Raw genomic sequence first — 13,718 nt, 5'->3', positions numbered from 1 at the left:
AAGTGAAATAATAAATGCTCTGTCTATGTTCTTGAAAGAAATGAAAATAGGAGTTTATTTTTAGTTGATTGTTTACAATTAATTGGTAATGGCAAGGTTCTAAACATACTTCAAATATTATTTATATATTATATTACATTTTGATAGGATATTTAAGCTATTGGAAAGTATAAAACAGTTGTTATCGGATATAGCGTGGTTTTCCCTTTTGCAAACTAACCAGAACATTCACATTAAGAAGAAGGGTAATTTAACTCTCTATATTTAATTGTATAAACTCCATGGAATAGCCAGTACAGAAACGAAAAATATTATAAGTTGGTGACAAAAATTATGATTAAACAAGTAAGAAGTTGGTCAAAGGACGAAAGACAAGATTTGATCGCAACAAAAAAAGTAGATTGGTCTATTTTCGAGTATGGTTCACAAATACCTAATGAGTTTCATAGAGATTTTATCACTGCTAACGGAAATAATTCTTTAGAAGTTGGTGAGGAAGCCAATGTAAAGTTAATAATTAATGATCAACCTTACCAAGCTAAGATAGTAAATAACAGAAGAAAAGATTATGAGAAAGGTTCTCTGCAACTAAGATACGATCAAAACAAAAATCTAAAGGAGAATCTAAGAGAATCATTTTCAGTTTCTTATAATTATTTACTAGAAAATCGTGAAGAAAAGTCTAAGAAACCTGTTTTCACTCCTGAAGATAAAGCAGAATTTATCGATTTCTATCAAACAAATGAGCCTTATGTATATAAAGTAAAGTTTCGTACCAAAAAGAAGAAATCAAGAAAACCATCTTTTTGGTGGGTGAACCAGGGGAAGACACATAATCAGGAAAAAGATGGGGGCTATCTTTGGGCGCCACAGAAAGCTAAACATGGGAGAGAGGTAGATCATCATAAACGACTATTAGAAGCCAAAGCTGGTGACATTGTGCTTTGCTATTCGGCCAAAGAAGTGAGGGCAATTGGAATAGTTAAAGAACAGGCGTTTGAAGCCCAGAAACCTACTGAAATTACCAGTGATGAATGGCAAGTAAATGGATATAAGTTAGCACTTGGTTATTATGAATTACAACCGACCATTGCTAAAGAAGAGATTCCTATCCAGTGGCGCTTAGATGAACTTGGCCCTTTTAATAGAAAAGGGGATATTAACCAAGGATACTTTTATCCAGTTTCCAACACATTTGCTCAAAATCTATACCAGCAATTTTCGGATCGTTTTCCAGTGGAGGTGCGAACAATAATGACTGAATATAACTTAGATTCCTCAAAAGAGAAAACTAGTGAAAGTTCAAAGGAATACCTGTCGGATAAGGAAATGGTTGATCATATACATAATTATATATCTTCGAAAGGTTTTTATTATAAAGAAGATGAGGTAAAGAATCTTTTCCTCTCGCTAAGAACAAAACCGTTTGTCATCTTGTCTGGGATTTCTGGGACAGGGAAGACAAAAATAGTAGAATTGTTTGCGGAAAGTATAGGAGCAACAGAAGAAAATGGACGATTTAAGTTAGTACCTGTTAGGCCGGACTGGAGTGATGGTTCAGACCTATTAGGATATGTCGATATTAAGGGGGACTTCCAAGCTGGTCCTCTAACAACATTCATACAAGATGCTCAGAATGATGAATCTAGACCATATTTTGTTGTATTAGATGAGATGAATCTTGCACGAGTAGAATACTATTTTAGTGATTTTTTAAGTGTAATAGAAAGTAGAAAGTGGAAAGACGGAGAAATAAAAACTTCTGCTTTAATACCACAGGAGCAGTTAAATGAAGAAATAACTATTCCACCAAACTTGTATGTTATAGGTACGGTTAATATGGATGAAACGACTCATCCATTTAGTAAGAAGGTATTGGATCGCGCAAATACGATTGAATTCAATGAAGTAAAATTAGATGGGTTTAATTTTTCTAGTGCGAGTGATGTTGGTTCGATACAGTTACCAAATGAACGAATTCAATCGCAATACCTTTATTTAAAAGATGCATATGACAAACACCAACAAATTATCCATGATGTCACGGATAGGCTGCTAGAAATAAATAAGATTCTTACTCCAATTCAGGCTCACATCGGATACAGGGTTCGCGATGAAATTTGTTTCTATTTAATTTACAGTAGGTATTTGATGGGATTTGATAATGCATTTGATTATCAATTACATCAAAAGATATTACCAAGAATCACTGCAAGTGAACCTAGAGCTTTTAAAGTATTGGAAAGTATTTATGAATACTGCACGAATCATCAATTTGAAGAGGAAGAACCGGAAAATCAAGCAGAGATTTTAGAAAACGCCAAATATCCAAAATCTGCGAAGAAAGTACATGAGATGCTTAGAAGGGGGCAGATTGATGGCTTCACTTCTTTCTGGATCGGTTAATGAGGATACGGAATTAGTAGAAATAGAAACGAACGATTTCCATTTATATATAAAGGGTAAACCTTTTCACGATAGGTATGAGGGTTTACAAAACTATAAAATGATTGAAATAGAAGAAACGATGGAGTTTTCCGCAACAGGAGAAGGTGTTCAATCGGTATTAATCTATGATTTGAAAGAGGAAAAATTGACAAGTAATTTACATGTAGCTCCTATATTTTTTGAAAATCGAGTCTATCAATTAGTAATTACACCAAAAAGTGATAAGAAGCTATCCTTCTATCATGAGCATCCGGCTTTACGTAAAGCTGTTACAAGTGTTGGCACACACCCACACCAAGTGTTGATGGGAAACCTTCAGTTTCAAAATGAAGTAGGATATTCGACTTTTGAAATTCATGATGAAAATAAGACTGTTTTACTTCAAGTTACGATGGAGATTTATCCCATTAAGTTAAATTATAAAGAGGATTACAAAAAGCTATTAGAAGAAGTGAACGAAGAAGTATACAATCTAGCGTACGATTTTATTAAAAAGACTTATTTAGGTGCGACGACTTCGATAACTTCACAACCTACGTGGTCAGAATTTTATCGTTTATTTGATAATCATTTCACCAGTCTGATGAATTCGATCAACGTGATTGAGAGACAACCTCACCACCAATTAATCAAAACCTATAAAAAGGTGAGGGGAGATCAACTGAAGAAAGTAGATGCTTTAGGGCGTAACTATTTAAGGAAACGACCCCAACTGTTTCGAAAAGTTTTAGACGGACTATCAATAAATGGGCAGAAGATGATGCCTGAACACGGTCTTAATGTGAAAAAGGAATTGTCTTATAATACGTTAGAAAATCAATTTATTAAATATATGATGAAGCGGTTAGTGAATAAATTAGATGGTCTACTAGATACGATCGAATCACCAAATCATCCTTATAAAAAAGAAAATGATGCTGATCTCCTTCAAAAAATAAGTCAGATGAGGACAAAGCTTGAAGGGAAAATTAGGTCCCCCATTTGGAGACAAGTGGATGAACTTGATCGTTCTGTTATGAGCTTAGTTATGCAGATGGCACCAGGTTATAGGGATGTTTATAAAATTTATTTAACAGTATCTCGCGGACTTATTCTTCATGGACAACTTTATAATATGTCTGTTAAAGATGTTGCTACCTTATATGAATATTGGACATTTATAAAGTTGGGACAAATCCTAGCTGCAAAATACCCAATGGTCAGTCAAGATATTATAAAGGTAAAACGTAGCGGGCTAATTGTGCGGTTGGATGAAACTGCTTCTGCTAAAAGAGTATTTAAACATCCAGTTACTAGTGAGAAGGTCACCTTGCATTTTCAAAAGGCAAACCGGAAACTTCCTACTGTATCACAAAAGCCTGATTCCATACTAAGTATCGAGAAAAATGGTAAAAATCACGCCTATCATTATATTTTTGATGCGAAGTACCGAATTGATTTTGCAGCGGAAGGTACCTATTATAAGCGAAATTACCTACAACCCGGACCTTTAGAAGAAGATATCAATACGATGCACCGCTATAGGGATGCATTGGTTCAAAAAGAGAATGGGCCATACGAAAGATACTCATTTGGAGCGTATGTTTTATTTCCTTGGTTTGATGAAGAGGGTTATGAGGAGCATGACTTTTATAAAAGTATAGACCAGGTAAATATTGGTGGATTTCCTTTCTTACCAAATAGCACACGATTAGTAGAGCAATTTATCGAAAGGTTGATTGAGAAAAGTCCAGAGGAATTGCAAGAAGAGGGGATTCTTCCAAAAGGTACATTAGACACGTGGCAGTCTTCTTTAGAAGAGAAGGTTTTAATAGGAAAAGTGGAAAACGATGCCACTTATCAAGACAGTCTGAAGAACAAAAGATTTATTATCCCGTTAGAAAATTTAAGAGCGGGCTGGCAGGAAGCTAAGTATGTTGGACTGTATCTTCCAAAGAAAGAATTCGGGAATCAAGATGGAGTTTCCTTATTTGGTGAAATCGAGGAAATAAAATTTAGTAACGGTAATGATTTTAGCGTTGTTAGTAGCACTGGAAAGTATGTTGTGTTTGAAGTTAAGTTATGGAAGTCACTCGATAAAGCTATTAAGCCAGTTAAGTATGGGATTATGCATTATATGATGACTACCTTATATAACTTAAAAGAAGCTACTGAACTTCCTGAACTTTTTATGAAATCACCCGAAGAAATGAAGATATGGAAAATGTTAAGAAGAATCTCCAAGCGTTCAAGTCTTCAATTAGATAGTGCGAGTGTTGATTTGGCTGAAAAAGTATCTCAATTTGAAGTGCTTGGTTTGATAGTTATGATCGATCAAAAAGAAGAGAAGGTTGTAATAACTAGGGGAGAGACTGATACTGAAATTTCATTAAAGTTATTGAGGGAGCAGCCTTCTAAGGTGTTTCGGGTGGTAAGTGAACTATTGGTTAGATGAAAATAGTAAATTTGGGAGTGGAACATTATGTTTTTGATTGATAGGGATAAGAACAGGATCTCTAAACTAGAACAAAAAAACATTTAATGAGTTAGGATTTAGAGAAAGAGAACATTTACAGGAGTAGCTAGCATACAATCCGGAAGTATTCAAAGTTAATGTTCTTTATAGAAAAGATACTCTAATCAAATCTTTATCTTTGTTCATAATGAGGGGGAGTAAAGTAATGAAGGGAACATTGGTATTTAGAATGCCTACACCAGTTAAAATAACTGGTCGTACATCTAGTATTACGAATGCATTTGTTAATGGAGTTATTCCTTGTATTGAACCTTCTGAAGTGGAAATAATGGAAGTGCTAAATATATTAGGAATGTCTGATTTCATACGATGTGCTTATTGTGGTGGGAGCTATACTGAATGGGACCACTTTAGGCCACTGATTCAAAATAAAAGACCAACCGGATATATCTCTGAGATTAATAATTTAGTGCCTTCTTGCGGGAAGTGTAATCAATCAAAAGGAAATTCATATTGGAAAGACTGGATCATGGGGGATGCACAGTTATCTCCCAAAACACGTAATGTTGATCAGTTACAATTGATAATTACTAGACTTGAAGAGTATGAGAGATGGAGCAAACCTATAAAAGTTAGTTTTGAAGAAATTGTAGGTAAAGAGGCTTGGGAAGAGCATTGGAAGAACTGTGATAACTTACATAACATGATGCGAAAGAGTCAAATTTTATCAGATGAAATTAAGCATACGGTTAGTAGAAGCATAAATCCATCATTTGGACTTAGTTCAGCAAAAACTAATGAATCAGAAAAGGTTAGTGTTAAGTCAGATACTATCAAAAATAAACGTAAAGTTAGTGTCATTGTAAAAGAAGAATTGAAAAGAGTATTAGTCAGTAATCGGGTTCCTATTAATCAAATTGAGTTATTTCAAACATTAGAATACTCTAAGGAAGTATTTAAATTAAACTTTCCATTATTAAAAGAAATAGATGAAACAAAGGATTTTGATGTGCAAAAACAAGACTCTAAAGGCAGAAATAGATACTATAAGGATCCATTAACCATTTTTGGAAAGAAATATTATCTGTGTTCACAATGGTATGAGAATAATCGAGAATTTTTGTTGAAATGGATTGAAGAGAATAGTATATAGATCTAATAATATTTAAGAGTGGGAGTACAAAATAAATGGAAAATAAGATTTTATTAGAAAGACTTGCAGATATACCACAAATCATACTCAACAAACATCTTAAAAGCGAACGTATTAATGGTGAATGTATCACAAGAAATCCAAAGAGTCGTAGAAAGAACGTAATAGGTGATATCAATCCAGAAGGAAGTTACTTTAGATTGTATAAAGATGGGGAATGGATATCCAAAAACAAATTAAGTATTAATACCATTGAAGAAGCAATAGAATGGATTAAGAAGGTTAATGATAATGATTTAAGTTGTAAAAATAGGCAGGGGGATCAGATATGTAATATAAAGTACTAAGTACTGCGATTTATTAGCACAAGGTACAAAACAAGTAGGTGCTAATGTTTCAGTGGATGATCATTCAAAATTGAAATAGTAGATAAAAACAATATAAAAGTTGAGATGGAAGACATTAAACAGGACTCTGATATTTAGTGTTTATTAAAAGAAGATTCAATGAAAAATGCTTTTATTTTCATTTGAGAAGAAGACTAGGAGAAGAATTTCTCATTCGTAACAATGTGCGTATTTATACGGAGTACTATACACAAGGAGAAGGATTGGTTTAGTTGTAGCGACTATAGATCCTGATAAGACAGAAGAGAATTATTTAGGTGTCTGTATGAAATATAATTGTGATAGTTGAAATGAAACTAAAAAGCGCATATGTAAGTGAAAATATATATTATAAGGACATAGAAAGAGTATTGTCTTACATTGAAGCTGGAAGTGCAACAACATGGCATTATTTAGCTTTTATTCAAGAAAATTATTTTGAATAAAATTGGATGTTGTTGTTGGTTAACACAAGATCGGTTGATAGAACTGGATCATGTCATTAGCTTATACACATGATTTTCTTAGATTTCACTATTACTATTATGTTTTTCCTATTTAGAACCGATATTATTATTGAATAGTAATGAGAAAAAATAAGGAGAAAATTCATGCTGTTTAACTTATTTAAGAAAAAGGAAAAAGCGTCTAAGAATAATCAATATATTGATAGTTACAAGAAGAAACATGACAACCCAAAAGTCGCAGCCAGAAAAGGAGAAATTGGAGAATATAAAATAGATATCCAACTCTCTCAACTCCCAAAAGAGTACAGATACCTAAACGACATAATGATCGAAAATCCAAAGTCTATATCTAGTTACTCTCAAATAGACCATCTTGTAATTACTCCATATGGTATTTTTGGAATTGAAACAAAGAATTATCAGGGAACAATTTATGGCGGAAAGGATCGAAAAACGTGGCTTGTTAATGGAAAGTTTAAGATGTTGAGTCCAATCATTCAAAACTATGGTCACATAGAGGCACTAAAAAAGTATATCGATAAAAAATATCACGAAAAGTTTATATCCATTGTCTCGTTTACCAAACGTTGTACGTTAAAAATTGACTTCGAACTCAGAGATATCCATTCAGATGAACTAGTAATCTATGATATTTACCTAATCGAATCTATAAATAGAAAAGTATCTATTTTAAAAATGAAACATAAAGAGCCATTACTGACGGAAAAAGATCAATTGGCAATTTTTAATGCTTTAATGAAAGCAAACATTATCGATCCAAAAGCCAGAGAGGCTCACACTACTAGAATTAAAGAAAAGAAGAAAACTAATAACGGAATAATAAATAATTCGAAATGTGTGGTATGCAATCAAGCAGTGTCGCAAAAGGTTGCTATATATTGTTTATCTAATAAAAAGTTTAACGGCAAGATATATTGTTATGATCATCAGAAATTAAATGATAAGTGTTAGGTTATAAAGTTAGTAACTGAAAGATTTTGACCCCAGTTCATGAATGTACTAAATGTGAAAAGGAATTACAAGGTGGAATGATACCGCTTTCTAAAAGATTATCAACTAAACTATTGGACGTATTTCTAAGGGGGTTACTAGATGTTTGATTTTCTTCTCCTTTTTATTTTGCTAGTTTTTATCGTTACATCTATTATGGCTCGTTACATAAGAAATAAATATACGTACGACACTGGTCATCGGTACCCACCAATAAACAACACCCACAAATGGGTAAATCGAATACTCATACTTTTTATTGCCTTGAGCGTAATCGGAGCATTTGTTTTTTCTTATGCTGCGGAGAACTATATCTTAATATGTATTATTCTGATCATCATTCAAAATGGGTTTAGTGCTTATATGGAGTATAAACATGAACGCGAAGAGAATGATTATATGATTAGTTTGGTCTGGATGACAGCCTCTTTAGTCATTTTGGTGGGTTTTATGATATTCACCTTACCAACAAAAACGGTTGATGATGTCCTACAAGATTATGAAACGTTTAACCCTGAGCTTATCGAACAATTGGAAATAGAAAATGATGCTTGGAAAGAAGAGGAAATGATGTATAGCCGTAAAACATACTTGGAAGATAAGAAACTGATTGATGAAATACTTTCTGAACTGTCTCAGGTTGAAGTTAGAAATAGCTTGTTTGGTTTTGACAAACGGGATAGTCACTATGGTTTATATATTAGGGAAAGCGAGTTTTATTACATCGCAGTATATGAGGATTATTTGAGCATTGATTTTGAAGATTATAAAGTTGTAGGTGACAATGATCTTTATAGAATGCTAGAAGAGATTGAGATAGATTGGGAATAGTTTGTTGAACAATATGTGATTTTGCCCACAGTTTCCCTGAACTCTTATAAAAACACTTCCAGTTCATTAGAGTGAACAAACATGGAAGTGTTTTTCTTCATGAATCCCCACCAAAAGTTGATCCACTCCCCACCAAAGTCGATCCACCACCCACCAAAATTGATCTACAACCCACTAAAGTCGATCCACCATCCCACAAAATCGATCCACTCTTCACAACTATTGTGTAAATTTTTACTATACGTCCATAAAATATACACACCTTATTGAAGAATTTGTGAAATATTTCTCAAACTATTGTTTTTCTCCTGTGAGAATAATAGTATATAAAAATCAAGATAGAAATAATTTAGAAGAACAGTATATATAGGCAACTTTTGGAGAGGAGTAACGACATGAAATTCAAATGGGCATTGTTATCGCTAGTTTTCACTATATCCACAGTGCTAATAGGTTGTGAACCGGTTCTCGTTTTGGATCCAAAAGGTCCACAAGCGGAGACGACAGCAAATGTTATTTGGCTATCCATCGCAACCATGGCAGTTATTGTCATTGTTGTTTTTACACTTTTAGTGATTATTTTATTTAAGTATCGAGCTTCGAAGCAAAGTGAAGATTATGAACCTCCACACATTGAAGGAAATCATATTGTGGAAGGAATTATCGTTGGGATCCCTGTGTTAATCATCATTTTCCTTTCTGTTGTATCGGTGAAATCAACGTATGAAGTTGAATCAGTGCCTAAAGGATATGAGGACCAGGAACCACTAGTGATTTATGCTTCATCTTCAAACTGGAAGTGGCATTTCAGTTATCCGGAAGAAGACATTGAAACAGTAAACTATGTATTTATACCGACGGATCGTCCGGTCGAGTTTAAGCTCTATTCATTTGGACCGATTACTAGTTTTTGGGTACCACAGCTTGCTGGGCAAAAATACGCCATGGCTGATATGGTAACTACCTTACATCTAGCAGCGGAAGTGCCTGGAGAATATATGGGACGTAATGCAAACTTCAGCGGGGAGGGGTTTGCCGAAAACATATTCAATGTTACTGCCATGTCACAAGAGGAATTTGATACATGGATAGATGAGATCCATGCTACTGCAGAACCTCTCACAGAAGATGAGTTTGATAGATTATTAGAACCAGGACATCTTGGGCAAATGACATTTACAGGAACACATTTAGATTTCTTACCACCTCCTGAGGGAGAACATGGTGGACACAATCATGGACCAAGTGAATCCGAATCACCATCCCATATGGAGCACGAATATTCCGACCATGAAGATCATGAACATCATGATCATGGGGAGCATGATAATCATGACAGTCACGAATAAGGTCGAGTTTGAGACAACTAGATTGACTAAATTACGGTACCTCGAAAGGAGTAAGGAACATGGAATTTTTTGATAGATTCGCCGTGCCACATCCCAGTCCATTGATTTATGCATCAATGGTTGCGATTGGTCTTACCGTCATGGCAATTATCTTAGGTATTACGTATTTCAAAAAGTGGGGATATCTATGGCGGGAATGGTTAACAACCGTTGATCACAAGCGAATCGGAATTATGTATATCATTTCTGCTTTGCTGATGCTTTTCCGTGGTGGTGCAGACGCCGTTATGATGCGTTTGCAAACCTCGGTTCCAGATAACGCGTTTTTAGATGCGCAGCATTATAATGAAGTTTTTACAACGCACGGGGTTGTCATGATATTCTTTATGGCAATGGCGTTTGTTATTGGATTAATGAACTTTGTCGTTCCGCTTCAAATTGGAGCACGGGATGTAGCATTTCCACGCTTGAACGCGATTAGCTTCTGGTTATATTTTGCCGGGGCAATGCTTTTTAATATTTCCTTTGTTATTGGTGGATCACCTGATGCAGGATGGACGAATTATTATCCACTGGCAAGTACTGATTTTAGTACCTCTGTAGGCGTCAACTACTATAATTGGGCATTACAGATTTCTGGGATCGGTACGCTAATGACTGGGATTAACTTTATTGTTACCATCCTTAAAATGAGAGCACCAGGCATGAAATTAATGAAAATGCCAATGTTTACATGGTCTGCTCTGATCACAAACATTATTATTGTATTTGCTTTTCCTGTCTTAACGATTGCACTTCTAATGGGGACATTCGACCGTCAGTTTGGAACGAACTTCTTTACATCTGTAAATGGTGGGATGGACATGATGTGGGCCAACCTATTTTGGGTTTGGGGCCATCCGGAAGTGTACATTTTAATTTTACCGGCATTTGGTATATACAGTGAGATTATTTCTACCTTCTCACGACGTAATTTGTATGGATACAATTCGATGGTGAGTTCGATGGCCATCATATCGCTGTTATCCTTCTTAGTGTGGGTACACCATTTCTTTACCATGGGACACGGGGCACTAACAAATAGTATTTTCTCCATTACGACAATGGCTATTGCTGTGCCGACGGGGATAAAAATCTTTAACTGGCTTCTGACGATGTGGAAAGGGAAGATTACGTTTACCGTTCCAATGCTCTACTCCGTAGCGTTTATTCCACTATTTACGATTGGTGGGGTTACTGGGGTTATGCTTGCTATGGCGAGTGCGGACTACCAATACCATAATACAATGTTCTTGGTAGCTCACTTCCACAACGTAATTATTCCAGGAGTTGTCTTTGCTATGTTAGCTGGACTTACCTACTGGTGGCCAAAAATGTTCGGGTTTATGCTTAATGAACGGATCGGAAAATGGGCATTTTGGAATCTTGCCATCGGATTTTGTTTAGCATTCTTCCCAATGTATATCACTGGTTTAGATGGTCAGGCTCGTCGTATGTACACGTATTCGGAAGCAACTGGGTTTGGTCCGTTAAATATGCTGTCGTTCCTAGGTGCTGGAATTATGGCTATCGGTTTTGTCCTAATTGTATATAACGTATATTATAGCTTTCGTCATGCTCCTCGAAATGTTGGAGATGATCCATGGAACGCACGTACGTTGGAATGGGCAACACATAACCCTGTTCCAGAGTATAACTTTGCAATTACACCGCAAGTTGATTCATCACAGGCGTTCTGGGATTCCAAGAAACATGGATATCAGTTATTTAAGGATGATTTAAAAGATATTCATATGCCAAATAATAGTGGATTACCAATTATTATGGCCGGATTATTCTTTATCTTTGGTTTCTCATTTGTCTTCTTTATTTGGGCTGGTGTCATCCTTTCAGGCATAGGTATTTTAGCTTGTATGGCTTACCGTTCGTTTGAGAAAGACGATGGATATCATATCCCAGTGAAGGAAGTAAAAGAGACAGAAGAAAAATTTGGAGGTGCTAAGAAATGAAGATAGATCACTCGCAGCCTCTTGAATATAGCACCGAACAAAATAAGATGAATATCCTTGGGTTCTGGATATTCCTTGGTGCAGAAATTATGCTTTTTGCAACCTTATTTACTTCTTATTTTGTTTATGAGGATCGAATCGGAAGTGGCCCAGCAGGAGCAGAAATTTTTGGGATCACACCTGTTTTATTCGAAACGTTTATCCTGTTGACAAGTAGTTTTACGATTGGGCTTGCCATTCATGCGATGCGTATCCAACGTACCAAAGCGATGCTTGTGTTCTTAGGCATTACGCTACTGCTTGGAGCTGCATTCCTTGGCATTGAAATATATGAATTTACCCATTACTATCACGTGGGTGCAACACTTCAGACAAGTGCGTTTACTGCCATCCTGTTAACCACATTAGGAACACATGGTGCACACGTCACGTTTGGGCTTTTCTGGGGATTATTCATTATCCTGCAAATCAGAAAGCGTGGATTAACTCCAGAAACGGCAAATAAATCATTTATTTTCTCATTGTATTGGCACTTTCTAGACGTGGTTTGGATCTTTATCTTCAGCTTCGTTTATTTGAAAGGAATGATGTAATATGAAAGAATTATTTCCTTTGAAACAAGTAAATGGCTTTATATTCTCCTTGCTGCTTACGGTTATTGCACTTAGCGTGTATTTCATGGATCTGTCATTTGAGTTAGGGATGACCATTCTTCTCATAACAGCATTCGTTCAAGCTACCGTTCAGTTAGTCGTATTTATGCATGCTGGAGAAAGCGAAGATAAAAGTGCTATTTATACTAGTACACTGTACGGGATTATTATTGCATTGTTTACCGTATTTGGTTCTTTATTGGCAATGGTGTGGGGGTATATGTAAAAATTAATACTAATAACGGAACGAAGATTCATGCCGACTGTTTTGGCGGTCCCTTTAATAAGCGCAATTGAGTAAAATAACGGAACGAGGATTCACTTCTAATGTTGTTGTGAATATTCATTTTAGATTAGACAGAAGAAATCCGTACTAATTCAAATTCTACTTTAGAATTTCGAAGGATAGTACGGATTTTTTTGATTTAAACAACCTAGTTTCAGTTTTGTAGTCTTGGAAATTTTCCTTTTAGAGGTAGGGTCTGTCGAGCTGATTTAGTGGCCCCTCATTCCGGTTTCGTTACGAGTTATTTTCGTTCTTATTCCGTTCCAATACCTCTTCAGTTGCTACTAAAAATAATCCCATAATAAAAATAAACACTCCACCCATAATGGTACCGTAGCCAATTCCAACTATGTTGGCGAAATCGTTTACAAATCCATAGAAAAATAAAATAACTCCAACTACTAATATTGGTACACAAACATACTTCGTTACATGTAAGATCCGTGGATTAGATTGCATGATCATCAATCCTCCTTATAGTATATTATTCAATCCGTACACAAATTTGTCAAATTTAATTTAACATTTTTTGAAATTTGTATAAACAACTTGACAAATGAAAGGGGGGATTCGTGAAATGGATTTTCCTTATCTGATAGGAGAATGGGTCTATTCCTCTTCACTTTTCTGAATATTAGTAATCATGTTATGATTACTGTAAAATTGATTC

Annotated in this window: 12 protein-coding genes; 11 read left to right on the top strand and 1 reads right to left on the bottom strand. The window is 35.2% G+C overall.

Going from position 1 to position 13,718, the window contains the following annotated elements:
- The first annotated feature begins 333 nt into the window (after positions 1-333).
- The 11 genes from GMD78_RS05085 to qoxD all read left to right on the top strand — a co-directional run bounded on the left by GMD78_RS05085 (position 334) and on the right by qoxD (position 12,988).
- On the top strand, positions 334-2,406 hold the full coding sequence (locus GMD78_RS05085; RefSeq protein ID WP_155667665.1) for an McrB family protein: 2,073 nt from the start codon (positions 334-336) through the stop codon (positions 2,404-2,406).
- The gene (locus GMD78_RS05080; RefSeq protein ID WP_155667664.1) at positions 2,378-4,882 is read left to right on the top strand and encodes a restriction endonuclease-like protein; all 2,505 of its coding nucleotides are present in this window, start codon (positions 2,378-2,380) and stop codon (positions 4,880-4,882) included. The genes GMD78_RS05085 and GMD78_RS05080 overlap by 29 nt, the downstream gene beginning before the upstream one ends.
- A 226-nt stretch (positions 4,883-5,108) precedes the next feature.
- The gene (locus GMD78_RS05075; protein ID WP_155667663.1) at positions 5,109-6,056 is read left to right on the top strand and encodes an HNH endonuclease; all 948 of its coding nucleotides are present in this window, start codon (positions 5,109-5,111) and stop codon (positions 6,054-6,056) included.
- Between the two features lie 35 nt (positions 6,057-6,091).
- Entirely contained in the window at positions 6,092-6,403 is a 312-nt protein-coding gene (locus GMD78_RS05070; RefSeq protein ID WP_155667662.1) for a hypothetical protein, read from the top strand.
- A gap of 350 nt (positions 6,404-6,753) precedes the next feature.
- Complete coding sequence (locus tag GMD78_RS21710; RefSeq protein ID WP_281349678.1) at positions 6,754-6,888, top strand: hypothetical protein; 135 nt, start codon at positions 6,754-6,756, stop codon at positions 6,886-6,888.
- Positions 6,889-7,053: 165 nt separating this feature from the next.
- Complete coding sequence (locus GMD78_RS05065; RefSeq protein ID WP_155667661.1) at positions 7,054-7,881, top strand: nuclease-related domain-containing protein; 828 nt, start codon at positions 7,054-7,056, stop codon at positions 7,879-7,881.
- A gap of 141 nt (positions 7,882-8,022) precedes the next feature.
- Positions 8,023-8,751 carry a DUF4181 domain-containing protein gene (locus tag GMD78_RS05060; RefSeq protein WP_155667660.1) on the top strand — a complete coding sequence of 243 codons (729 nt, stop codon included), beginning with the start codon at positions 8,023-8,025 and terminating at the stop codon, positions 8,749-8,751.
- Positions 8,752-9,146: 395 nt separating this feature from the next.
- Positions 9,147-10,100, top strand: coding sequence for a cytochrome aa3 quinol oxidase subunit II (gene qoxA, locus GMD78_RS05055; protein WP_155667659.1), 954 nt, complete (start codon positions 9,147-9,149; stop codon positions 10,098-10,100).
- A gap of 59 nt (positions 10,101-10,159) precedes the next feature.
- Complete coding sequence (gene qoxB, locus GMD78_RS05050; RefSeq protein ID WP_155667658.1) at positions 10,160-12,109, top strand: cytochrome aa3 quinol oxidase subunit I; 1,950 nt, start codon at positions 10,160-10,162, stop codon at positions 12,107-12,109.
- Positions 12,106-12,702 carry a cytochrome aa3 quinol oxidase subunit III gene (gene qoxC / locus GMD78_RS05045; RefSeq protein WP_155667657.1) on the top strand — a complete coding sequence of 199 codons (597 nt, stop codon included), beginning with the start codon at positions 12,106-12,108 and terminating at the stop codon, positions 12,700-12,702. The genes qoxB and qoxC overlap by 4 nt, the downstream gene beginning before the upstream one ends.
- A gap of 1 nt (position 12,703) precedes the next feature.
- Positions 12,704-12,988 (top strand): cytochrome aa3 quinol oxidase subunit IV, encoded by a 285-nt coding sequence (gene qoxD / locus GMD78_RS05040; protein ID WP_155667656.1) that lies wholly within the window; start codon positions 12,704-12,706, stop codon positions 12,986-12,988.
- 294 nt (positions 12,989-13,282) lie between these two features.
- Here the strand turns inward: qoxD and GMD78_RS05035 are convergent, their stop codons facing one another.
- On the bottom strand, positions 13,283-13,507 hold the full coding sequence (locus GMD78_RS05035) for a hypothetical protein (RefSeq protein ID WP_155667655.1): 225 nt from the start codon (positions 13,505-13,507) through the stop codon (positions 13,283-13,285).
- Between the last annotated feature and the right edge of the window lie 211 nt (positions 13,508-13,718).

This window comes from Ornithinibacillus caprae, assembly GCF_009728145.1.
Lineage (GTDB): Bacteria > Bacillota > Bacilli > Bacillales > Amphibacillaceae > Ornithinibacillus > Ornithinibacillus caprae.
Note: the sequence above shows the minus strand (reverse complement) of the source record. Positions and strands in the feature narration are given on the sequence as shown.

Coding starts and splice junctions, on each gene's coding strand:
- qoxD (WP_155667656.1), top strand. CDS start 12,704: ATGAAAGAATTATTTCCTTTGAAACAAGTAAATGGCTTTATATTCTCC.
- GMD78_RS05075 (WP_155667663.1), top strand. CDS start 5,109: ATGAAGGGAACATTGGTATTTAGAATGCCTACACCAGTTAAAATAACT.
- GMD78_RS05060 (WP_155667660.1), top strand. CDS start 8,023: ATGTTTGATTTTCTTCTCCTTTTTATTTTGCTAGTTTTTATCGTTACA.
- GMD78_RS05080 (WP_155667664.1), top strand. CDS start 2,378: ATGGCTTCACTTCTTTCTGGATCGGTTAATGAGGATACGGAATTAGTA.
- qoxC (WP_155667657.1), top strand. CDS start 12,106: ATGAAGATAGATCACTCGCAGCCTCTTGAATATAGCACCGAACAAAAT.
- GMD78_RS05085 (WP_155667665.1), top strand. CDS start 334: ATGATTAAACAAGTAAGAAGTTGGTCAAAGGACGAAAGACAAGATTTG.
- GMD78_RS05065 (WP_155667661.1), top strand. CDS start 7,054: ATGCTGTTTAACTTATTTAAGAAAAAGGAAAAAGCGTCTAAGAATAAT.
- GMD78_RS21710 (WP_281349678.1), top strand. CDS start 6,754: ATGAAACTAAAAAGCGCATATGTAAGTGAAAATATATATTATAAGGAC.
- qoxA (WP_155667659.1), top strand. CDS start 9,147: ATGAAATTCAAATGGGCATTGTTATCGCTAGTTTTCACTATATCCACA.
- qoxB (WP_155667658.1), top strand. CDS start 10,160: ATGGAATTTTTTGATAGATTCGCCGTGCCACATCCCAGTCCATTGATT.
- GMD78_RS05035 (WP_155667655.1), bottom strand. CDS start 13,507: ATGCAATCTAATCCACGGATCTTACATGTAACGAAGTATGTTTGTGTA.
- GMD78_RS05070 (WP_155667662.1), top strand. CDS start 6,092: ATGGAAAATAAGATTTTATTAGAAAGACTTGCAGATATACCACAAATC.